Here is a 20,109-nt window from a genome sequence, read left to right as displayed (position 1 = left end):
GTGTCGGCGCGCCCACGACGGCGCCGGGCTGCGCGATGATGCGGGCCGTGGCGCTCGGGCCCTACCAGCTGACCGCGAGCGAGCTGTCCGCGGTGCTGGCCGCGGACCGCGGCGGCGTGCCGTACCTCGCCTACCGCGCCGGGGACGCCCGCCTGGTCTTCCACGCGCTCGACGGGGACCTCGTCACGATCGGGCGCGCGGTCGAGAACGACGTTACCGTCGACTGGGACCCGGAGGTCTCGCGCTCGCACGCGCGACTCGAGCGCGTCGCCGCGCGCTGGACCGTCGTCGACGACGGCCTCAGCCGCAACGGCACCTTCGTCGGCCCCGACCGCGTCACCGGACGCCGGGCGCTGGAGCCCGGTGATCTCGTGCGCATCGGGCGCACCGTGCTCGTCGTCCGCGCCCCCGCGCAGCAGGCGGTCGAGACCGTCCAGGCCCAGGACACCGCCGGTGCCGCGAAGCTCACGCCCGCCGAGCACCGGGTGCTCGTCGCGCTGTGCCGCCCGTGGGCGGCCGCCAGTGGCGGCGTCGCGTCGCCCGCGTCCAACCAGGAGATCGCCGACGAGCTCGTCCTCTCCATCCCCGGCGTCAAGACGCAACTGCGGTCGCTGTTCCAGAAGCTCGGGGTCGAGGAGCTGCCGCAGAACCGCAAGCGCGCCGAGCTCGCGCGGCGCGCGCTCGCCACCGGTCTCGTCCGCGCCGCGGACCTCGCCCCGCCCGGCTGAGCACGCAGCGCCCGACCGGTAGCGTCGCGCCCATGCTCCACGCCCACCGGCCCGACGCCCCGCCGCTCTCCGTGCGTCCCCAGCACGCCCCGCCCGGAGGCGCCGACCGGCTCCCGCGCCACCGCCTCCCGGACGGCGAGATGGACCCCGAGACCGCCTATCGCGTCGTGCACGACGAGCTGCTGCTCGACGGGCAGGCCCGGCTCAACCTCGCGACGTTCGTGACGACGTGGATGGAGCCGCAGGCCGCCCGGCTCATGGCCGAGTGCCACGAGAAGAACATGATCGACAAGGACGAGTACCCGCTCACCGCGGAGATCGAGGCGCGCTGCGTCAGCATGATCGCCGGCCTGTGGAACGCCCCGACCCGCCCGGACGGCGAGGGCGCCACGGGCTGCTCGACGCTCGGATCCTCCGAGGCGTGCATGCTCGCCGGCCTCGCGTTCAAGCGCCACTGGGAGGCGCGGCGCCGCGCCGCCGGCGCGTCCGTGGAGCGACCGAACCTCGTGATGGGCGCCAACGTCCAGGTCTGCTGGGAGAAGTTCTGCCGCTACTTCGACGTCGAGGCGCGCCAGGCCCCGCTGGCCCCCGGCCGCACCCACCTCGACGCCGACAGCGCCCGGCCGCTCGTGGACGAGCACACGATCGGCGTCGTCGCGATCCTCGGCTCGACCATGGACGGCAGCTACGAGCCGGTGGCCGAGATCGCCGCGATGCTCGACGCGCTCGAGGACGAGACGGGCCTGGACGTGCCGGTGCACGTCGACGCCGCCTCCGGCGGGTTCGTCGCCCCGTTCCTGGACCCCGACCTGCTCTGGGACTTCCGCGTCCCGCGCGTGCGGTCGATCAACGCGTCCGGCCACAAGTACGGGCTCGTCTACCCCGGGGTCGGCTGGGCGGTGTGGCGCAGCCGCGACGCGCTCCCGGAGGAGCTCGTCTTCCACGTCAACTACCTCGGCGGCGACATGCCGACCTACGGCCTGAACTTCTCGCGCCCCGGGGCCCAGGTCGTCGCCCAGTACTACGAGCTGCTGCGGCTCGGATTCGAGGGCTACCGGCGCGTGCAGCAGGCCTCGCGTGACACCGCGACCTGGATGGCGGCGCGGATCGCGGAGATCGAGCCGTTCGAGCTCGTGTCCGACGGCAGCGAGCTGCCCGTCTTCGCGGTGCGCATCCGCGAGGGGGAGACGGCCTTCGACGTCTACGACGTGTCCGCCCGGCTGCGGCAGTACGGGTGGCTCGTGCCCGCGTACACGTTCCCGGAGGGCCTGCAGGACCTCGCCGTGCTGCGCGTCGTCGTCCGCAACGGCTTCGGTCCCGAGCTCGCCGCCAAGCTCGTCGAGCACCTCGGCGAGGTCGTCGCCGCGCTCTCCGGGCGCGGCGCGGTCGGCGGGGAGCCGACCGCGTTCCACCACTAGCTGTAGTACTCCAGCGACTCGGCGAGCAGCCCGAAGTAGTGGGCGATGTCGCTGCGCGTGCCCGGGTTGCGCCAGCCGACGTTCAGCTGGCTGTCGTTGCCCGGGGACTCGAACGCCTTGAACTCGACGACCTCACCGCCGGGCCGCAGGTCGGGCACGACGCTGCGCGCGCGGCGCACCCCGCCGCGGAAGAGGTCCACGACCACCGCGCCTCCCACCTCGACGAGCGCGACGCGCACGCGGCGACCGTCCGGCAGGCGCGTCTCGGAGGCGGCGACCTCCCGGCCCGCGCGCGCCCGGGCCGCCTCCGCGCCGACGAGCAGCCGCGGCGGGGGCACCGTCGCGCCGCGCTCGAGCTCGACGCGCAGCTGCACGTCGTAGGCGAACCCCGTCGTCCGGCCGGGACCGGTCTGGGCGCTCACCGGGCCGAACCACCGCTCGGTCCGCGCGCCCGCCGCGGGCCGCAACCCGACCCGGGCGCCCGGCAGGACCGCGAGCGCGACGAGGTCCCCGGCCAGCGCGGGCAGCGCCAGCGGGTAGCGGTGCACGCCGGTGTCGGGGACGACCGTGGGCTGCGAGCGGAAGACCTGGAAGATCTCGCCGCCCCGCCGGCGCAGCACCTGCAGGACCAGCTCGCCGCGCGCGCCGCGGACGGTCCACGCGCGGATCGCGCCGGTCGTCGGCACGACGGTCCGGCGGCCCGGCAGCTCGGTCTGCAGCACCGTGCACGCCGGCGAGCTGCCCGACGGGACCCGGTCGCGGCAGTCGCGGCCCCGCAGCTCCTCGGCCGGTCCGTCGAGCGCGCTGCCGATCGCCACGAGGCCGCTGCCGACCGGCGGGACCACGTCGGCGGCCCGGGCGGGACCACGGTCCTCCGCGGGCACCAGCACGACGACCCCGGCGGCCGCCCCCGCCGCCGCGAGCGCGCCGAGCAGCAGCAGCCGCCGGCCGGGTCGCGCGCGCCGCGGCGGGGTCGCGCCGGCCGCGTCCCGGCGATCTCCGGCAGTCGACGGCGCGGGGTGCGCGGGCGGGCCCTCGTCCCGGGCCGACGCCGCGGTGGCGGCCCCCGACGGCGGGTCGACGGTCGAGGCCTCCGCGCGGGTCGCGGGCACCGGGGACGGCAGCTGCGCCGCCGCGGGGCCCAGCGCCTCGCGCAGCGCGTCCGTGAACGCGGTCGCGGTCGGGAAGCGGTCGGCGGGCTCCTTCGCGAGGCCGCGCGCGAGCACGGCGTCGATCGCCGCCGGCAGCGCGGGTCGACGGGCGCTCGCCGCCGGTGGCGGCTCCTCGACGTGCGCGAACAGGATCGCGGCGTCCGTCGGGCGCGGGAACACGGTCTCCCCGACGAGCAGCTGGTGCGCGACCGCCGCGAGCGCGTAGCGGTCCCCCGCGGCCGACGGCGGCCCGCCGCGCACGAGCTCCGGGGCCAGGTAGGGCAGCGTCCCGATGACCGCCCCGGCGCGCGTGGTCGCGTCGTCGTCCTCGTCCCCGCGCGCCAGGCCGAAGTCCGCCAGCCACGCGCGGTCGCCGTCGACGAGCACGTTGGACGGCTTGACGTCCCGGTGCACGACGCCCGCCGCGTGCGCGGCGTCGAGCGCGCCCGCGACCTGCTCGAGCACCCGCAGCGCGCGGTCCCCCGGCAGCTCGCCGACGCCCAGCAGCTCCCCGAGCGTCGCGCCACGCACGAGCTCCATCGCCACCCACGGCCCGTGGACCGGGCTCTCCCCGACCGCGTGCACGCGCACGACCGCCGGATGGGCGAGCGCCGCCTGGGCGCGCGCGCCGCGCAGGAACCGCGCACGCACCGTCGGGTCGTCGGCGGTCCCGGAGAGCGGGACCTTCAGCGCGACCGGCGCGCCGCCGCCGGGCGGGTCGGCCTCCACCACGATCGCGGTCGTGCCGCGCCCGAGCTCGCGCCGGACGCGATGGCCGGCGATCTCGGTCCCGGGGGCCAGCACGGCCCGGGATCCTACTTCCGGTGCGGTGCGCGGATGGCTGTCGGGCGGCGGGGACTCCACGGGGTCGGACGCTACGCGCGCCCGACCCCGCGGTCAGCCACCCAGGGGATGGGCCGTACCCACCCCCGTGCCGCTCACGGGAACGCGGGGATCGGGCCCTGCGCGCTCGCGACGACCGGGCCCGGGTCCTGGACCTCGGGCGGCGCGACGTACGGCGGCGCCTTCGGGCGCTCCTCGCCTCCGGGGAAGGCGAGCCGCAGGATCGTGCGCTGGACCATCAGCCACTGCTGCAGGAACGGGCCGGTGTTGTACGGGAGCTCGTACTGCTCGCAGATCGCCTTCACCTTCGGGGCGATCTCCTTGTAGCGGCTGCTCGGCATGTCCGGGAAGAGGTGGTGCTCGACCTGGTAGCTGAGGTTGCCGCTCATCAGGTGGAAGGTGTCGCTGCCGTCGATGTTCGCCGCGCCGAGCAGCTGGCGCAGGTACCACGCGCCCCGCGACTCGTCCGCCGCCTCCTCCTCGGTGAACGTGTACGCCTGGTCGGGGAAGTGGCCGCAGAAGATGATCGCGTTGGACCAGATGTTCCGCACGAGGTTCGCGGTGAAGTTCGCGGCGAACGTCGCCTTGAAGCCCTTGCGGCCGCTCAGCGCCGGGAACGCGATGTAGTCCTTGAGGATCTGCCGGCCGGCCTTGCGACCGATGCCGCGCAGCTCGCGCTTGAGCTCCTTCGGGTCCTTCTTGCCCTTGCGGATCGCCTCGATGTCGAGGTCGTGCAGCGCGACGCCCCACTCGAACAGGAGCATCAGCAGCACGTTCACGACCGGCTGCGCGAGGAACCGCGGCTCCCACTGCTGCTTGGGGTCGACCCGCATGATCTCGTAGCCGACGTCCTTGTCCTTGCCGACGACGTTCGTGTACGTGTGGTGCAGGTAGTTGTGCGAGTGCTTCCAGGACTCCGCGGTCGAGGCGGTGTCCCAGTCCCAGGTCGAGGAGTGGATGTTCGGGTCGTTCATCCAGTCCCACTGGCCGTGCAGGACGTTGTGCCCGATCTCCATGTTCTCGAGGATCTTCGCGACGCTGAGTCCCGTGGTGCCGAGCACCCACGCCGGGGGTAGCGCGAGGCCATCAGCACGATCCGCGAGAGGGCGGCGAGGCGGCGGTGGAACAGGATCAGGTTGCGGATGTACTGGGCGTCGCGCTCGCCGAGGTCCGCCTTCACCTCGTCGTGGATCGCCTGGAACGCGTCGCCGATCTCCTCGATCTGCTCGGGCGTCAGGCGGTGCAGCGGATGGTTCGGGTGGTCGCTGGTGTAGGTGGCGGTGGTCATAGCTCGATCTCCACGTGTCCTTCCGGGGCGTTGACGCAGGTACGGACGGTCTGGCCCTGCTCGCCGTGGACCTCGCCCGTGCGGAGGTCCCGGACCTGGCCGGCGCGCAGCCGGCCGACGCAGGTGTGGCAGATCCCCATGCGGCAGCCGTAGGGGAGCAGGCCACCGGCCTCCTCGCCCCCGACGAGGATCGAGACGCCGGGCGCGCAGGTGGCCTCGACGTCGGTGACGCGGAAGCGGACGGTCCCGCCGCCCCCGACCTCCGCGTCGCCGCGACCGATGATCGGCTGGAAGCGCTCCATGTTCAGCCGGTCGGGGTCGCCGACGGTCTTCCAGTGGTCTTCGAAGACGTCCATCATCTCGCGGGGACCGGAGAGGAACGTGTCGCGCTCCGCCCAGTCCGGCACGAGCTCGGCGAGCGTGTCGGGGGTGATGCGAGGGACCTGTCCGGTGAGGTGCTCGTGCAGCGTGTACCCGGGGTAGCGGGCGTGCATCCGCCGCAGGTCCTCGCCGAAGATGACGGTCTCGGGCTCGCGGGCGCAGTGGATGTGCACGACGTCGGTCAGGCCGTCGCGGCGCTCGAGCTCGCGGATCATCGCCCAGATCGGCGTGACGCCGGAGCCGGCGCTGAAGAAGAGCGCCTTCTGCGGAAGCGGGTCGGGCAGGCGGAACTCGCCCTCGACCTGCCCGAGGTAGACCATGGCGCCGGGCTGGACGCGTCGCGTGAAGAACGGCGACATGAGGCCCTCCTCCACGTGCTTGACGGTGATCGACACGAGGCCCTCGGGATGGTCGGGATCGCTCGTGAGCGAGTACGCGCGCCAGTGGCGGATGCCGTTGAGCTCGGCGCCGATGCGCAGGTACTGGCCGGGCCGGTGACCGGGCCAGGGGAACGACGGCTTCACGACGACGGTCGTCGCGTCCGGCGTCTCGGGCTTGAGGCGCACGATCGTGCCCATGAGCTCGCGCGCGGACCAGCGCGGGTCGAGCAGGCCGAGGTAGTCGTCGGGGACGAGGGGGGTGGTGATGGTCCGGGCGGCTCCGACGAGCAGTCGTCGGAGGCCGGAGATCTTGGGCGCAGCGCCGTGTTCGACCATGGCGGGACGCTACGCCTGTCGGAGGTTCGGGAGCAACCGGGGAGCGTCGTGCATCACGTGTCATGGAATCATGTGACATCGTTTCATGTCAAATAGAGACAGGAGGTGGGCGCATCCGGTTAGGGTCGCGTCCATGGCCAAGAATCCCCTCCAGATCCTCACCGGACTCCGCATCGCCGTCGGCGTCGGAGCCTTCGTCGCCCCCAACACCCTCGGCAAGCTCTTCGGCATGGACGTCGACGCCAACCCGCAGGCCTCCTACATGGCCCGTCTGTTCGGCGCCCGCGACGTCGCGCTCGCGGTCGGCACCAACGCCACGACCGGCCCGTCCCGCGCGACCTGGATCAAGATCGGCGTCCTCACCGACGCCGCCGACGTCGTCAGCGCCGTCCTCGGCGGGCGCGACGGCAGCCTCCCCAAGACCACCGCCGTCCTCGGCGGCCTCACCGCCGCCGGCGCGGTCGCCCTGGGCGTCGCGGCCGCGAACGCCGGCGAGTAGCACGCCGCGCGGGCGCCGCGAGCACGCGCGTTCGCCGGGGCGCGCCCGGCCCGACCCGGGCGGTTCTGGGTGATCTGCGGCCCATATCCGGCATCCAGATCACCCAGTTCGGCCGTGCGGGCAGGCCGGCGGGCGCGCGCGATGGCGCTCGGGCTCTGCGGGCGTCAGGGCACGCCCCGGCGCACGCACGCGGCGCGGGGTCCGCGGTTCTGGGTGATCGCAGGTCCACATGTGGCACGCAGATCACCCAGTACGACGGCACGCGGCGCGCACCGCGCGGTACTGGGTGAGCCCGAGCCCAGATATGGCACGCAGATCACCCAGTTCGGCCGCCCGGCGCGCCCGGCGCGCCGTGCGCCCCGGCGCGCCCCAGGGCGCCCGATCAGCCGGTGACGAGCTGGCCGAGCGCGGCGGCGTCGGTCTCCTGGACCTCGCGGTCCAGGCGCTGCGCGAACGCGGCGACGATCGCGTCCGTGAACGGGGAGAGGCGGTCGGGGCGGCCGTTCTCCAGGTACAGCGAGGTCATCTGGACCTCGCTCAGGCCGCACGGCACGATCCAGTTCCACGGCTGCATGTCGTTGCTGACGTTGATCGCGAAGCCGTGCATCGTGACGCCCTTGGCGACGTGCACGCCGATCGACGCGATCTTGCGGTCCTCGACCCACACGCCGGTGAAGTCCGGGCCCTCGCAGGTGCGGCTGTGCGCCGGCACGTGCTCGGTGGCGAGCGCGGCGATCAGCGCCTGCTCCATGTCGCGGACCAGACCGACCACGTCGGTGACGCGCATGATCGGATAGCCGACCACCTGGCCGGGCCCGTGGTAGGTGACCTTGCCGCCGCGGTTGACCTCGACGACGTCGATCCCGTTCCCCAGGTACCAGGCGGCGCCCATCGGCAGGTCGCCCTCGCCGCGACGGCGCCCCACGGTCAGCACCGGCGGGTGGTCGAGGACGAGCAGCGTGTCCGGGACCTCGTCCGCCTGGCGCGCCTCGCGCAGGCGCTCCTGGATCGCCAGGGCCTGGCGGTACTCGACGGTCCCCAGTCGCACGACGCGCAGCGATTCGCCCATCCACGGATCGTGGCACACCGCCGTGGGCGGCCCGACGGCCGGTGTGCGACCCTCGTCGGGTGGCCGACGCCGCCCCGAACCCGCCGCTGCACGACGACCTCGACGACGAGCCCGTCGAGCGTCTCTGGCGGTCGCGGCTGCGCTGGCGTCTCGCCGGCGCCACGATGTGGCCCGCGTTCTACGCGCTTACCACGCTCGAGGCCGTGATGCTGCACTGGCGGCCGATCGCCGGCGAGGGCATCGGCGTCCTGCCCGCCTTCCTGCTCTGCGGGTTCTTCAACCTCGCGGTCGTCGCCGTCGGCGCCCCGGTCGCCGGCTGGCTCCTGCGCCGCCGCGTGCCGCGTCTGCCGAAGGACGTCGCGGTCGACCGCGCCGGCACCGGGCTGCTCGGGGCGCTCGCCGCGCTGCTGCTCGTCCTCGGCCTCGCGCACCACGACGACATCGTCGACCGCGAGCAGGACTTCTCCGCGCAGTCCGCCGCGGTCCGGCGCTACGTGGCCAACCAGGCGCCGCCGGAGTTCCGCGCGAACATCGAGCGGGCGGACACCTACATGGCCGGCCCGGACCTGTACCGGACCTGCATCCCGGGGCCGGACCCGTCCAAGCACCTCTGCCTGCTCGTGCAGACCGATCAGAGCCCGCCCGGGATCCGCGTCGACACGAGCCAGGAGCCGAACTCCCGGTTCGCCGGGCCGGACAACCCCGGCCGCCGCGGCGGCGGCTGAACGTCGTAAGCGCTATCGCGCCAACTTCGGGGCCGAACGCTCAAGCCCCCGCGCGCGCGGGCCGAGTACGCGAGGAGATGCGGCCGACGCGCGTGATCCTCGCCTCCCTGGGAACCGGCATGAGCCTGGTCCTCGTGGGCGTCCTGCTGCTCGCGTCGGTCAGCACCGTCGTCGCCTTCAAGGGCTGGCCCGGTGGCGCCCCGCAGCTGCCCGACACGCCCGCCGCGATGCTCGCCGACGCGGGCGTCCCCGTGCAGGCCGACACCGTCGCCGCCCGGACCGCCCTCGTCGTCCCGGAGGCCCCGCCGACCGCCCGCGCGGCCGTCCGCGCCCCGCGGCGCACCGCCGTCCCGCAGGCGATCCCGGCGCCGACCGACACGCACGTCGAGGTCACCCGCCGGCCCGCGCGCAAGGTGACGGGCAACGGCGCCGTCATGCCCGCCCGCGAGTGGGGGGACGGGCCCGGCGAGACCGCGCCCGCGCAGAAGAAGCCCGCCCGCCGTCGCCCGGCCACCGAGGTGGTCCGTGACGTCGGCGCCGGACTCGGTGGCGCGCTCGACACCACCGTCAGCGAGGTCGGCGCCAAGCTCGACCCCGTCAGCCCGACCCTCGGGCAGACCGTCGACGACACCGGTCAGGTCGTCGGGGACACCGTGCAGGGCGTCACCAACACGGTCTCCGACATCCTCGACGCGCTGAAGCCGCGCCGCTGAGCGCGGCGGGCGACCCGGCCGCTCAGACCTCCGCGCGCTCCAGCAGGTCCCGCACGCGCGCCAGGAACGCGGCGGCGTGCTCGCCGTAGACGATGCGGTGGTCGCACGAGAGCGTGAGGTCCATCGTCGCGCGCGCCACCACCGCGCCGTCCCGCACCACGGCGCGCGGCGCGGCCGCCCCGACCGACAGGATCGCGGCCTGCGGCGGCGTGATCACCGCCGCGAAGCGGTCCACCCCGTGCATGCCGAGGTTCGCGACCGTGAACGTCGCGCCGCTCAGCTCGCGCGCCTCGATCTCGCCCTCCCGGACCCGCGCGGCCAGGCGGCGCAGCTGGTCGCCGATCTCCTCGACGGTCGCGCGGTCGGCGTCGACGATCACGGGCGCGTACAGCGCCTCGGGCGTGCCGACCATGACCGCGACGTTCACCCGCTCGTGCAGCTCGACGCGCGCGTCGCGGTAGGCGCCGTTGAGCCGCGGGTGCTCCCGCAGCGCGCGACCGACCGCCCCCACGACGAGCTCGGTGACCGTCGGGACCGGCTCCTGCGCGGCAAGACGGCGCTCGCGCAGCGCCAGCAGCGCCTCCGCGTCGACCGCGACCGTCACGTCGTAGCTCGGGACCGTGGCGCGCGACTCGGCCGCGCGGCGCGCGATCAGCTGCTGCACGCGCGTCAGCTCCTGCACGGTCACCTCGCCCTTCGCGAGCCCGACACCGGGGGCCGGCGGGGAGGCGGGGGCGGCGGTCTGCTGCGGGTCGGCCATGAGCCTCAGCCTAGTACGGGGCGTATCCCGGGCAGTGCTCCGCTACCAGGCCGACACCGCCGCCGACGCGGCGACCGCGTGGGCGCTGCTCGCCCGGCCCGACCGCTGGTCGGACTGGGCCCCGCACGTCCGGGGCGCCTGGGGGCTCGGCGAGCCCGAGGTGCGCGAGGGCGCGCGCGGCGCCGCGCGGCTGCTCGGCGTGGTGCCCGTCCCCGCGCGCATCACGGCGGTGGAGGCGGGGCGCAGCTGGACCTGGGACGTCGGCGGGATCCTCATGGACCACGTCGTGGAGCCGCTCGAGCGCGGCGCGGTCGTCGCCGTGCAGCTCCGCGCGCCCGCCCCGGTGGAGGCGCTGCTGGCCCGCACCTACGGGCCGGTGGTCGCGCTGCTCGTCCGTCGCCTCGCGCGGGTCGCGGAGCGGCCGTCCGCGGGCCGCTGAGCCGCGACGCGCGCCACGGGGGCGGTGCTACTCGGCGGCGCGGCAGACGGCGCGCGCGGTCAGCGCGAGCGTCTTGACGTCGAGCCACAGCGAGTGGTTGTCGACGTACCAGTTGTCGGCGGCGGCCCGGTCGGCGATCGACGTCTGGCCGCGCAGCCCGTTCACCTGCGCCCAGCCCGTGATGCCCACGCGGACGCGGTGGCGGTCGGCGTAGCGGTCGACCTCGGCGCTGAACTGCTCGACGAACTCGGGGCGCTCCGGCCGCGGCCCGACGAGCGCCATCTCGCCGCGCAGGACGTTCAGCAGCTGGGGCAGCTCGTCCAGCGAGGTGCGGCGCAGCAGCTTGCCGACCGGGGTGCGACGGTCGGTGCCCTCGACGCCGCCGGGGGCGCTCCCGGCCGTCGGGCGGAAGTCGCGCGCCTCGACGGGGGCGGGCCCCATCGACCGGAACTTCAGGATGTCGAACGTGCGGCCGTCGCGGCCGACGCGGCGCTGGCGGTAGAGGACCGGGCCGGGGGAGGAGGCCTTGACCGCGGCGGCGATCACCAGCAGGGAGCGGCAGGAGCACCACGACGGCGACGAGCGCCAGGAGCCAGCCGGCGGCGTGCTTGACCGCGAAGCGCAGGGCCGAGGCCTGCGGTGCGGGCGCGGTCTGCGCGGCGTGCCGCGGGGCGGTCGGGGGTGCGTCGAGGGTCGTGGTGAGCGTGAGCATCTGGTCCTCCCTGCCAGGAGCTGAACGGTGGTGTTCGCCTGCAGGGAAAGGATCGGCGCCGCGCGGACCCCGCCCCATCACCGGACGGGACGGTTGCGCGGGCGCTCCGCGGTCCTCCGACAGAACATCGGTGCATCGGCCCGAACGCCGGTTCGGGTCGACCGATCGGAGGACCCGCCGGGCCCCGATCGGTCAGCGGCGTCGTGCGATCGCTACGGCAGGTCGGAGACCGACTCGATCGCCGTCCAGCGATCGAGGAACGCGTCGGCCTCGAGCTGCGCCAGATCGGCGCGCAGCGCCCGTGCCATGCGGGACGCGTCGGCGGGCAGGCAGTCCCAGAAGAGGACGACCTCGCCGCTGTCGATCTCGACCACCTCGAGGTGGTCGACCCGGTCCGGGGGCGCGAGGAGCCGCCAGCCGCGACCGCCCCGGGTCACGAGCAGCTCGTACGCGCGGCCCGCCCTCACGCCACGGACGCGTCGATCGCGGCCGCCGCGGCGTCCAGGCCGGCGTCGCCGACGAACACCGCGTCCCCGACCACCACGGACGGCAGGTCGCGCACCCCGTCGGCGCGCGCCGTCTCGCCCGCACGGTCCAGCGCGGCCGCGACGTTCCGCGTCCCGACGCCGACGAGCAGCGCCCGCGGGTGGATCTCACAGGCGGCCGCCGCCAGCAGCACGGTCTGCTCGGCGCCGAGGTCCGCGCCGCCCGCGTAGGCCTGGCGCAGCGCCGCGAGCGAGAACGCCGCCACCTTGCCGATGCCGCGCGCGTACGTCGCCGCCCGCAGCGCCAGCTCGTCGTCGAACGGCCAGGCGGCCGGCCAGCGCAGCGGCTGCAGGTGCCGGCCCGCGACGACGTCGGACATCGCGCTGCGCGCCGCCACGTCCCCCGGGGCGGGTCGCAGCGCCGCGGGGTCGGCGAGGTCGCGCCGGCGGACGGGGATGAGCTCGGGCACGACCCCGAGCGTGTGCACGAGCCGCTCGATCGCGAGGTAGCTGTCCGGCGTGGCGAAGTCGTAGTAGAAGCGGACGCCGTCGCCGAACTCGACGTCCGCGGGCGTCGCGGCGGGACCGTCCTGCGGGCGGATCACCCGGAGCACGTCGTCGTCCCGCTCATCCACGGTCCGACACCCGAACCCGGGCAGCGACGTCGTCGCGAACCCTCACCCGTGGATGAGCCAGCCGTCGGCCGCGCGGGCGGCCTCGAGCACGGCCTCGCTCATCGTCGGGTGGCCGTGGATCTGCCGGGCGAGCTCGGGGTAGCCGCCCTCGAGCGCCTTGGCGTTGACGATCTCCTGGATCATCTCGGTGCACTTCGCGCCGACGATGTGCGCGCCGAGGATCTCGCCGTACTTCTTGTCGCCGACGATCTTCACGAGGCCCGTGCGGTCGCCGTAGACCGCGCCCGCGCCGACCGCGCCGTACTGGACCTTGCCGACGACGACGTCGTGCCCGGCCTCCTTGGCCTGCTCCTCGGTGAGGCCGAACGAGGCGACGTTCGGCAGGCAGAAGGTGGCGCGCGGGATGTCGACGTGCACGAGCGGGTGGGTCGGGGTGCCGGTGAAGTGCTCGACCGCGATGACGCCCTCCTCGCTGGCCTTGTGGGCGAGCGCCGGGCCACGGACGAGGTCGCCGATGGCGTACACGCCCTCGACGCTCGTGCGGCCGTACTCGTCGACCTCGATCAGGCCGTTGTCGGCGAGCTTGACGCCCGCGGTGTCGAGGCCGAGGCCCTCGACGTCGGGGCCGCGGCCGGCCGCGATGACGAGCCAGTCGGCCTCGCCGTCGGTGCCCCCGTAGGTGAAGGTGACCTTCTCGTCGGAGGTCTGGACGTTCTCCACGAACGTCGACGTGTGCACGTCGATCCCGGTCTTCTTGAACTGCCGGGCCGCGATCTTGGAGATGTCCGCGTCCTCGCTGGGGAGCACGCGGTCGAGCCCCTCGAACAGCTGCACGGTGACGCCGAGGCGGGCGTACGCGGAGGCGATCTCGGTGCCCGACGCGCCGGCGCCGACGACCGCGAGCGTCTTCGGCAGCTCGTCCAGCGCCCAGGCCTCCTCGGTGCCGATGACGCGGCCGCCGAACTCGGTGCCCGGGATCGGCTTCTTCACGGAGCCGGTCGCGAGGATGATGAGCTTCGCGCTGAGCGTGTCGTCGCCGACCTTGACCTTGCCGTCGCCGAGCAGCGACGCGAAGCCCTCGACGTACTCGACGCCGTTCTTCTTCAGCAGCCCGGACACGCCGCCCGTCAGCGTCTTGATGACCTTCAGCCGCCGGTCCGACACGGCCGAGTAGTCGATCTCCGGCTCGGAGACCTTGATGCCGAACTCGCCGGCCTCGCGGACCTCCTGCGCGATGTCGGCGACGCGGAGCACCGCCTTCGCGGGGATGCAGGCGACGTTCAGGCAGCGACCACCGACGTCCCCCTTCTCGATGCAGGCGGTCGTGAGACCGAGCTGCGCCGCGCGGATCGCGGTGACGTAGCCACCGGGACCCGAGCCGATGACGATGCAGTCGAACGAGGAGTCAGCCATGCATCGAGCCTATCGAGGCCGACGAGCCTCGGGCATCTGCACGCGGGCCATCACGCGGATCATCGACCAGAACAGCCAGCCGCCGTACGCGATGACGGCGAGGCAGAGCACGAGCGCGAGCACGTTGGAGGCGACGACGACGGACAGTCCGGCGATCAGCACGGTGAGCGCCAGGAGCGCCTGGAAGCCGAGGATCGCCCAGTACTTGTGCTTGTACATCCCGACCGCGGCGACGACGAGGATGATGCTGAACGCGGTCACCCCGACGTACGCGTTGGCGCCGTCGGTGTCGGAGTTCTGCAGCTCGTAGCCGGACAGCGCGAGCGTCACGTTGGAGATCGCGAGGACCAGGCACGTCGCGATCCCGAACTTCAGCGGGCGCGGGTGCTCGTCGGGGGCCAGCGGGCGCAGCTTCGCGCGGACCTCGGCGTTGCGCGCCTCGGACTTCGCGGAGCGGCTCGCGTACTGGGCGCGCATGTCCGGCTTGGCGCGCTCCAGGCCGGGCGGCGGGGTCCGCCGCACGCTCTCGGGGGCGGCCTGCCCGGACTTGCGGCTACGGCGTCCCAACGGGGTCCTCCTGCGTCTGGGTGATGGCGGCGCGCAGCGCGCGTGCGGCGGCACCGGACGCGTCCAGGTCGGGCGCGTCGGCGATCGCGCGGACGACCGCGATGCGGGACGCGCCCGCCGCGCGCACGGCGGCGACGTTCGTCGTGTCGATGCCGCCGATCGCGAACCAGGGGAGCGTCGCGGCCGACGCGGCCGCGTGGCGCACGTACTCGAGGCCGGCGGCGGGCCGTCCGGGCTTCGTCGGCGTGGCGTGGACCGGTCCGACGCCCGCGTAGTCGGCGCGGTCCAGCCAGGCGCCGTCGAGGTCGTCGGGCGCGTGCGTCGACAGCCCGACGAGCAGCGACGGGCCGGCGAGCGCGCGCGCCTGCTCGACCGAGTGGTCGTCCTGGCCGACGTGCACGCCGTCGGCCCCGACCTCCTTGGCGAGGTCCGGCCGGTCGTTGAGCACGAACAGCGCCCGGTGCTCGTGCGCGACCCGCCGCACGACCTGCGCGGCGGCGCGGATCGCGTCGTCGGCGGCGTCCTTCATCCGCAGCTGCACGATGTCGACCCCGCCGTGGAGCGCGCGCACGAGGACGTCGGCGAGCGGTCCCGCGCCGGGCTCGGCGTCGGTGACGAGATAGAGCCGCGCCCGGTCCAGGCGCGCGAGGCGTTCGGTGCGGGACAGCTCGGCCATCGGCGATCTCCCAGGGTACGTGGCTGCGGCCCCGCGCGATGCCCGGCTGCGCCGCCGTCGCCGGTCGCGGTCCCCGGGCCGGGCGGGGGCGCGGGCTACGATGGACGGGCGTGTCCTCGCCCCTCCCTGATGTCGCGGTGCTCGGCGCCGGCGTCGCCGGTCTGGCGGTCGCCTGGCGTGCCGCCCGCCACGGCGCGCGGGTCGTCGTGCTCGAGCGCGGCGCCGCCGGCGCGGCCGCGAGCCACGTCGCCGCGGGCATGCTCGCCCCGGTCGCCGAGGCGGACGCCGGGGAGCGCGCGCTGCTCGCCCTCGGGCTGGACTCGGCGCGCCGCTGGCCCGCGTTCGCCCGCGAGCTGCAGGACGCCACCGGGGTCGACGTCGGCTACCGCGAGACCGGCACGCTCGTCGTGGCGCGCGACCGCGACGCGGCGGAGGCGAACGTCCGCGAGGCCGCGATCCGCGCCGAGCTCGGCGCGCCCGTCGCGTCGCTGCTGCCCTCCCAGGCCCGCCGCCTGGAGCCCGCGCTGGCACCGACGATCCGCGGCGCGCTGCACGCGCCCGACGACCACGTCGTCGACCCGCGCGCGGTCGTCGCGGCGCTGCTCGCCGCCCTGCGCGCGCACCCGGCCGTCGAGCTGCGCGAGCACGCCGGCGACCTCGTCCTGCGCACCCACGGCGCCGCCGTCACCGGGGTTGGGGAGGTGCGCGCGGGCGCGACGGTGCTCGCCGCCGGCGCCTGGTCGGCGGTCGCCGCCGCGCCGCTGCGCGACCACGGCGTGCGCGTGCCCGTCCGGCCGGTCAAGGGACAGCTGCTGCGCCTGCACCCGGCGCGCGCGGGCGAGCCGCCGCTGCTGCAGCGCGTCGTGCGGTTCGACAGCGGCTACCTCGTCCCGCGCGAGGACGGCACCGTCATCCTCGGCGCGACGATGGAGGAGCAGGGCTTCGACACGCAGGTCACCGCGCTCGGCCTCCACGAGCTGCTGCGCGACCTCCACGAGGTCGTGCCCGGCGGCCTCGAGCTGGCGGTCGCCGAGACCGTCGCCGGCCTGCGCCCCGGCACCCCGGACAACACGCCGCTGCTCGGCGCCCACCCGCACGCGCCGGGCCTGCACCTCGCCACCGGGCACCACCGCGGCGGGGTGCTCCTCGCGCCCGTCACCGCGGACGTCGTCGCCGCCGGCCTGCGCGGCGCCACCGATCCGGCCGCCGGTCCCGCCGTGGCCCCCGAGCGGTTCGACCCGGCGAGCGTCGCCGCGTGATCACCGTCAACGGCCAGGACGCCCCGGAACTCGAGCCGGGACTCACCGTCGCCGACCTCGTCCGGCGCGTCGCCGGCGTCGACCCGGACGGCCGCGGCGTCGCGGTCGCGCTCGACGCCACCGTCGTGCCGCGCGGCGCGTGGACGACCACGACCGTCCCGGACGGGACGCGCGTCGAGGTCGTCGGCGCCGTTCAGGGAGGATGAGGGGCGTGGACGACCAGCTCCTGATCGCCGACCGCCCGTTCCCGTCCCGCCTGGTCCTCGGCACCGGCGGCTTCCCGCGGATGGAGACGCTCGCCGCCGCCGTCCGGGCCAGCGGCACCGGCATGGTCACGGTCGCGCTGCGCCGGATCGACCCGGCGATGCGCGGCTCGCTCGTCGACACGCTCGACGACTGCGGCGTGGCGCTGCTGCCCAACACGGCGGGCTGCTTCACCGCGCGCGACGCCGTGCTCACCGCGCAGCTCGCGCGCGAGGCGTTCGAGACCGACTGGATCAAGCTCGAGGTCATCGGGGACGAGCGCACGCTGCTGCCCGACGCGCCCGAGCTGCTGCTCGCGGCCGAGCAGCTCGTCGCCGACGGCTTCACCGTCCTCCCGTACACGACCGACGACCCGGTCCTCGCCCGCCGGCTGCAGGACGTCGGCTGCGCGGCGGTGATGCCGCTGGGCTCCCCGATCGGCTCCGGCCAGGGGATCCTCAACCCGTACAACATCGCGCTGATCGTCGAGCAGGCGACCGTCCCGGTCGTCCTCGACGCCGGGGTCGGGACCGCCTCCGACGCCGCGCTGGCGATGGAGCTCGGCTGCGACGCCGTGCTGTGCGCGAGCGCGATCAGCCGCGCGCACGACCCGGTCGCGATGGCCTGCGCGATCCGCGCCGGGGTCGAGGGCGGGCGGCTCGCGCGGCTGGCGGGCCGGATCCCCCGGCGCACCTACGCGCAGGCCTCCACGCCCCACGAGGGGCGCCCGGAGCTCGACCCCGACTCGGTCCCCGCCCAGTGAGCCGCGACGCGCTGCTCGACGCCTGGCAGGAGGCGTGGTCCTCCCGCGACCCGGACGCCTTTCGCGCGGTCTGCACGCCCGACGTCCACTACGAGGACCCGGTGCTCGACCAGCCGATCGAGTCGGTCGGCGAGCTCGGCCGGCACGCCCAACGGCTGTGGGACGCGTTCCCGGACGCCCGCATGGAGGCGACCGCGCAGCGGCTGTGGAGCCCGGACGGGCGCTACGGCTGCGCGCCGGTCAAGCTCCTCGCGACCCACAAGGAGGAGCTCGCGGGCCTGCCCGCCACCGGGCGGTTCCTCGTGCTGCACGCGGTCTTCTACGTGGAGCTCGACGAACCCGGCGAGCGGGTCTGGCGGGTGCGTGGCTTCTTCGACCGCTACGACGCGGCCGTGCAGCTCGGCGTGCTGCCGGCCCGCGGGACGATGGGGGAGCGGGCGCTCCTCATGCTCCGCGGGTTCGGCTGGACCAAGGGCCGCTGAGCGCGGCCCCCGGCCCGGACGCGCTACTCGGTGACGGTGATCTTCCCCGTCATGCCCGGGTGCACGGTGCAGACGTAGTCGATGACCCCGGCCTTCGTGGTCTTGAACTCGTAGGTCTTGCCCTCGCCGAACAGCTCGGACTTGAACTGGCCACCGGCCTCGTCGACGGCGTTGTGGTCGACGGGATCCTCGTTCTTCCAGGTGACGGTGTCGCCGACCTTCACGGTGATCTCGGCGGGCTGGAAGCGGATCCCCTTCATGATGACCTCGCCCGGTGCGGCCTCGGGGGCCGGGGCGGCGCCGGTCTGGCTGGTCGTGGTCTCGGCAGGGGCGTTGCTCGTGGTGTCCTCGTCGTCGTCGCCGCAGCCGGAGAACCCGGCGAGGGCGAGGAGGGAGAGGGCGACGGCGGTCTTGCGCATGTGGTGTGGTTCTCCTGTGGGGAGGGGCGACTGCTCCTACGGACGCAGCTTGTCATCCGGTTCACCCTCGGACACCGGTTTCCCTGCCTCGGCGCGGCGCAGCTCCACGCTCAGCGGTGGGTGATCGCTGAGCCGGCGCATCTCGCCGTCGACCTCGCGGGCGCGCCGCAGCAGCGTCGCGGCGCCCGCCGCCGCGGTCAGCGCCGCCCCCACCTGGACGTGGTCGACGCTCCGCGAGGCGACCGGGCGCAGCGGTCGCCCGGGCGGCGGCTCGCGGTCGTTGAAGTCGCCGCCGAGCACGACGGCGGGCCCGGCGCCCGGCAGGCCGAGCAGCCACCGCTCCGCGCGCGCCCCGTCGGCCCGGGCACGCTCGAGCGGGTCGGCCTGGGAGGCGTGCAGGTTGCCGACCCACAGGACGCCCTCGGGGGCCAGCGGGCTGCCCGCGAGCGCGACCGCGTGCGCCACGCGCCGCTCGGGCGTGCGCGTCAGGCGCACCCGGCGGTGGTCGGTCACGACGCCCGCCGACGCGCGCACGAGGATGACGTTCGCGCCGCCGCCCCACGAGCCCAGCAGCCCCGGCCGGCGCGACGCGACCGCGCGGCGCAGGCACAGCAGCTGGTTGCGCGAGGTGAGCGCCGTGCGCGCCCACGGTGCTCCCGTCGCGCGGGCGAGCGCCGGCCCCCACCACGGGGGGACCTCCTGCAGCAGGGCGACGTCCCACGGCCACGCCGCGAGGGCGGCGGAGAACTCGGGCAGCAGCGACCGCTCGGTCTCCGGGAGCGATCGGCCGTGGAAGAGGTTCCAGCTCAGGACGCGCACCCCCGTATCCTTCCGCAGCCCATGCCCCGCCATCTCCTGACCGGGCTCGAGCTGAGCGCCGACGAGCTGCACGCCCTCCTGGACCGCGCCGTCGCGCTGAAGGCCGCGCCGTACTCCTCCGACGCGCTGCGCGAGAAGGTCGTGGCGCTGATCTTCCAGAAGCCGTCGACGCGCACGCGCCTGAGCTTCGAGGCGGGGATCGTCGAGCTCGGCGGTCACGCGATGCTGCTGCGCGCCGAGGACCTGCAGCTCTCGCGCGGCGAGTCGGTGAAGGACACGGCGCGGATCCTCAGCCGGCACGTGCAGGCGGTCGGCGTGCGCACCGGCCCGGACGCGATGCTCGAGGAGCTCGCGGCGGAGGGCGACATCCCGGTCTTCAACATGCTCACCGCGGGCCACCACCCGTGCCAGGCGCTCGCAGACCTGCTGACGCTGAAGGAGACGTTCGGCGACGTCCGCGGCCTGAAGCTCGCGTACGTCGGCGACGGCAACAACGTGGCGCGCTCGCTGGCGCTGCTCGGCGGCCTGGCGGGCGTCGAGGTCGCGGTCGCCGCGCCGGACGGCTACCAGCTGGAGGAGGGCACCGGCGCGCTGCTGACGAGCGACCCGGCCGAGGCGGTCGCGGGCGCGCACGCGATCTACGCGGACGTGTGGGTGAGCATGGGCGACGAGGAGACGGCGGACGCGCGCCGTGCCGCTCTGACCCCGTACCGGATCGACGACGAGCTGCTCGATCTCGCGGCACCCGACGCAGTTGCGCTGCACTGCCTGCCCGCCCACCCGGGCGAGGAGATCACCGCCGAGGTGCTCTACGGCGACCGTCAGCGCATCTGGGACCAGGCCGAGAACCGCCGTCACGCGCAGAAGGCGCTGCTCGAGCTCCTGCTCGCGCCGGTCGCGTAGCAT

Annotated in this window: 23 protein-coding genes and 1 pseudogene; 11 read left to right on the top strand and 13 right to left on the bottom strand. The window is 75.0% G+C overall.

Translation table 11 applies throughout. The features are described 5' to 3' along the window. Positions 1–47: 47 nt before the first annotated feature. Together GKE82_RS13695 and GKE82_RS13690 are read left to right on the top strand one after the other, a co-directional pair. Positions 48–728: an FHA domain-containing protein gene (locus GKE82_RS13695; protein WP_309233598.1), complete on the top strand. Its 681-nt coding sequence runs from the start codon at positions 48–50 to the stop codon at positions 726–728. Positions 729–760: 32 nt separating this feature from the next. Next, positions 761–2,146: a glutamate decarboxylase gene (locus GKE82_RS13690; protein WP_107567439.1), complete on the top strand. Its 1,386-nt coding sequence runs from the start codon at positions 761–763 to the stop codon at positions 2,144–2,146. On the opposite strand, the gene GKE82_RS13685 is transcribed toward GKE82_RS13690, so the two are convergent. From GKE82_RS13685 to GKE82_RS13675, 3 genes and pseudogenes are all read right to left on the bottom strand, one after another. After that, positions 2,143–4,101 carry a serine/threonine-protein kinase gene (locus GKE82_RS13685; protein WP_154733680.1) on the bottom strand — a complete coding sequence of 653 codons (1,959 nt, stop codon included), beginning with the start codon at positions 4,099–4,101 and terminating at the stop codon, positions 2,143–2,145. The genes GKE82_RS13690 and GKE82_RS13685 overlap by 4 nt on opposite strands. Before the next feature lie 93 nt (positions 4,102–4,194). After that, positions 4,195–5,428 (bottom strand): annotated as a pseudogene (locus tag GKE82_RS13680) (fatty acid desaturase family protein). Beyond that, positions 5,425–6,525, bottom strand: coding sequence for a ferredoxin reductase (locus tag GKE82_RS13675; protein WP_154733679.1), 1,101 nt, complete (start codon positions 6,523–6,525; stop codon positions 5,425–5,427). The pseudogene GKE82_RS13680 and the gene GKE82_RS13675 overlap by 4 nt, the downstream one beginning before the upstream one ends. A gap of 133 nt (positions 6,526–6,658) precedes the next feature. Here GKE82_RS13675 and GKE82_RS13670 point away from each other — a divergent pair, with 133 nt between their 5' ends. Further along, positions 6,659–7,024 carry a hypothetical protein gene (locus tag GKE82_RS13670; protein ID WP_154733678.1) on the top strand — a complete coding sequence of 122 codons (366 nt, stop codon included), beginning with the start codon at positions 6,659–6,661 and terminating at the stop codon, positions 7,022–7,024. A 382-nt stretch (positions 7,025–7,406) separates the two neighbouring features. Here the strand turns inward: GKE82_RS13670 and lipB are convergent, their stop codons facing one another. Further along, positions 7,407–8,093, bottom strand: a complete 687-nt coding sequence (gene lipB, locus GKE82_RS13665; RefSeq protein ID WP_154733677.1) for a lipoyl(octanoyl) transferase LipB — start codon at positions 8,091–8,093, stop codon at positions 7,407–7,409. 59 nt (positions 8,094–8,152) lie between these two features. Between lipB and GKE82_RS13660 the strand changes: the two genes are divergently transcribed. Together GKE82_RS13660 and GKE82_RS13655 are read left to right on the top strand one after the other, a co-directional pair. Beyond that, a complete protein-coding gene (locus GKE82_RS13660) occupies positions 8,153–8,818 on the top strand; it encodes a hypothetical protein (RefSeq protein ID WP_107567433.1) in 666 nt (221 codons plus the stop codon). 119 nt (positions 8,819–8,937) lie between these two features. Further along, on the top strand, positions 8,938–9,531 hold the full coding sequence (locus tag GKE82_RS13655; RefSeq protein WP_154733676.1) for a hypothetical protein: 594 nt from the start codon (positions 8,938–8,940) through the stop codon (positions 9,529–9,531). Between the two features lie 22 nt (positions 9,532–9,553). On the opposite strand, the gene GKE82_RS13650 is transcribed toward GKE82_RS13655, so the two are convergent. Beyond that, a complete protein-coding gene (locus GKE82_RS13650; RefSeq protein WP_154733675.1) occupies positions 9,554–10,291 on the bottom strand; it encodes a 2-oxo acid dehydrogenase subunit E2 in 738 nt (245 codons plus the stop codon). Between the two features lie 34 nt (positions 10,292–10,325). Here GKE82_RS13650 and GKE82_RS13645 point away from each other — a divergent pair, with 34 nt between their 5' ends. After that, complete coding sequence (locus GKE82_RS13645; protein WP_309233596.1) at positions 10,326–10,730, top strand: SRPBCC family protein; 405 nt, start codon at positions 10,326–10,328, stop codon at positions 10,728–10,730. A 27-nt stretch (positions 10,731–10,757) separates the two neighbouring features. Here GKE82_RS13645 and GKE82_RS13640 read toward each other — a convergent pair whose 3' ends face one another. The 6 genes from GKE82_RS13640 to thiE all read right to left on the bottom strand — a co-directional run bounded on the left by GKE82_RS13640 (position 10,758) and on the right by thiE (position 15,218). Further along, on the bottom strand, positions 10,758–11,276 hold the full coding sequence (locus GKE82_RS13640; protein ID WP_309233595.1) for a sugar transferase: 519 nt from the start codon (positions 11,274–11,276) through the stop codon (positions 10,758–10,760). Between the two features lie 378 nt (positions 11,277–11,654). Then, positions 11,655–11,909 carry a hypothetical protein gene (locus GKE82_RS13635; RefSeq protein ID WP_154733673.1) on the bottom strand — a complete coding sequence of 85 codons (255 nt, stop codon included), beginning with the start codon at positions 11,907–11,909 and terminating at the stop codon, positions 11,655–11,657. Then, positions 11,906–12,562, bottom strand: coding sequence for a DsbA family protein (locus tag GKE82_RS13630; RefSeq protein WP_196189228.1), 657 nt, complete (start codon positions 12,560–12,562; stop codon positions 11,906–11,908). Before GKE82_RS13630 ends, GKE82_RS13635 begins: the two co-directional genes overlap by 4 nt. A 42-nt stretch (positions 12,563–12,604) precedes the next feature. Further along, positions 12,605–13,975: a dihydrolipoyl dehydrogenase gene (gene lpdA, locus GKE82_RS13625; RefSeq protein ID WP_154733671.1), complete on the bottom strand. Its 1,371-nt coding sequence runs from the start codon at positions 13,973–13,975 to the stop codon at positions 12,605–12,607. 9 nt (positions 13,976–13,984) lie between these two features. After that, on the bottom strand, positions 13,985–14,542 hold the full coding sequence (locus GKE82_RS13620) for a hypothetical protein (RefSeq protein WP_146175258.1): 558 nt from the start codon (positions 14,540–14,542) through the stop codon (positions 13,985–13,987). After that, the gene (thiE, locus tag GKE82_RS13615; protein WP_154733670.1) at positions 14,529–15,218 is read right to left on the bottom strand and encodes a thiamine phosphate synthase; all 690 of its coding nucleotides are present in this window, start codon (positions 15,216–15,218) and stop codon (positions 14,529–14,531) included. Before thiE ends, GKE82_RS13620 begins: the two co-directional genes overlap by 14 nt. Before the next feature lie 110 nt (positions 15,219–15,328). Here thiE and thiO point away from each other — a divergent pair, with 110 nt between their 5' ends. The 4 genes from thiO to GKE82_RS13595 are packed head-to-tail and all read left to right on the top strand — an operon-like array spanning position 15,329 to position 17,965. After that, the gene (gene thiO / locus GKE82_RS13610) at positions 15,329–16,477 is read left to right on the top strand and encodes a glycine oxidase ThiO (RefSeq protein WP_309233594.1); all 1,149 of its coding nucleotides are present in this window, start codon (positions 15,329–15,331) and stop codon (positions 16,475–16,477) included. Beyond that, positions 16,474–16,683 carry a sulfur carrier protein ThiS gene (thiS, locus tag GKE82_RS13605; RefSeq protein WP_154733668.1) on the top strand — a complete coding sequence of 70 codons (210 nt, stop codon included), beginning with the start codon at positions 16,474–16,476 and terminating at the stop codon, positions 16,681–16,683. The genes thiO and thiS overlap by 4 nt, the downstream gene beginning before the upstream one ends. After that, positions 16,680–17,483, top strand: coding sequence for a thiazole synthase (locus GKE82_RS13600; RefSeq protein ID WP_154733667.1), 804 nt, complete (start codon positions 16,680–16,682; stop codon positions 17,481–17,483). The genes thiS and GKE82_RS13600 overlap by 4 nt, the downstream gene beginning before the upstream one ends. After that, on the top strand, positions 17,480–17,965 hold the full coding sequence (locus tag GKE82_RS13595) for an ester cyclase (protein ID WP_196189227.1): 486 nt from the start codon (positions 17,480–17,482) through the stop codon (positions 17,963–17,965). Before GKE82_RS13600 ends, GKE82_RS13595 begins: the two co-directional genes overlap by 4 nt. 23 nt (positions 17,966–17,988) lie before the next feature. Here the strand turns inward: GKE82_RS13595 and GKE82_RS13590 are convergent, their stop codons facing one another. Both GKE82_RS13590 and GKE82_RS13585 read right to left on the bottom strand, forming a co-directional pair. Continuing rightward, the gene (locus GKE82_RS13590) at positions 17,989–18,384 is read right to left on the bottom strand and encodes a plastocyanin/azurin family copper-binding protein (protein WP_154733665.1); all 396 of its coding nucleotides are present in this window, start codon (positions 18,382–18,384) and stop codon (positions 17,989–17,991) included. 36 nt (positions 18,385–18,420) lie between these two features. After that, positions 18,421–19,203, bottom strand: a complete 783-nt coding sequence (locus GKE82_RS13585; protein ID WP_154733664.1) for an endonuclease/exonuclease/phosphatase family protein — start codon at positions 19,201–19,203, stop codon at positions 18,421–18,423. Between the two features lie 21 nt (positions 19,204–19,224). On the opposite strand from GKE82_RS13585, the gene argF reads away from it, so the two are divergent. After that, positions 19,225–20,106 (top strand): ornithine carbamoyltransferase, encoded by an 882-nt coding sequence (argF, locus tag GKE82_RS13580; RefSeq protein ID WP_154733663.1) that lies wholly within the window; start codon positions 19,225–19,227, stop codon positions 20,104–20,106. The last annotated feature ends 3 nt before the right edge of the window (positions 20,107–20,109 follow it).

It is taken from the genome of Conexibacter sp. W3-3-2 (genome assembly GCF_009707605.1).
In the GTDB taxonomy this organism is placed as follows: domain Bacteria; phylum Actinomycetota; class Thermoleophilia; order Solirubrobacterales; family Solirubrobacteraceae; genus Paraconexibacter; species Paraconexibacter algicola.
The sequence above is the reverse complement of the archived record's forward strand: the minus strand, read 5'-3'. Positions and strand labels throughout refer to the sequence as shown.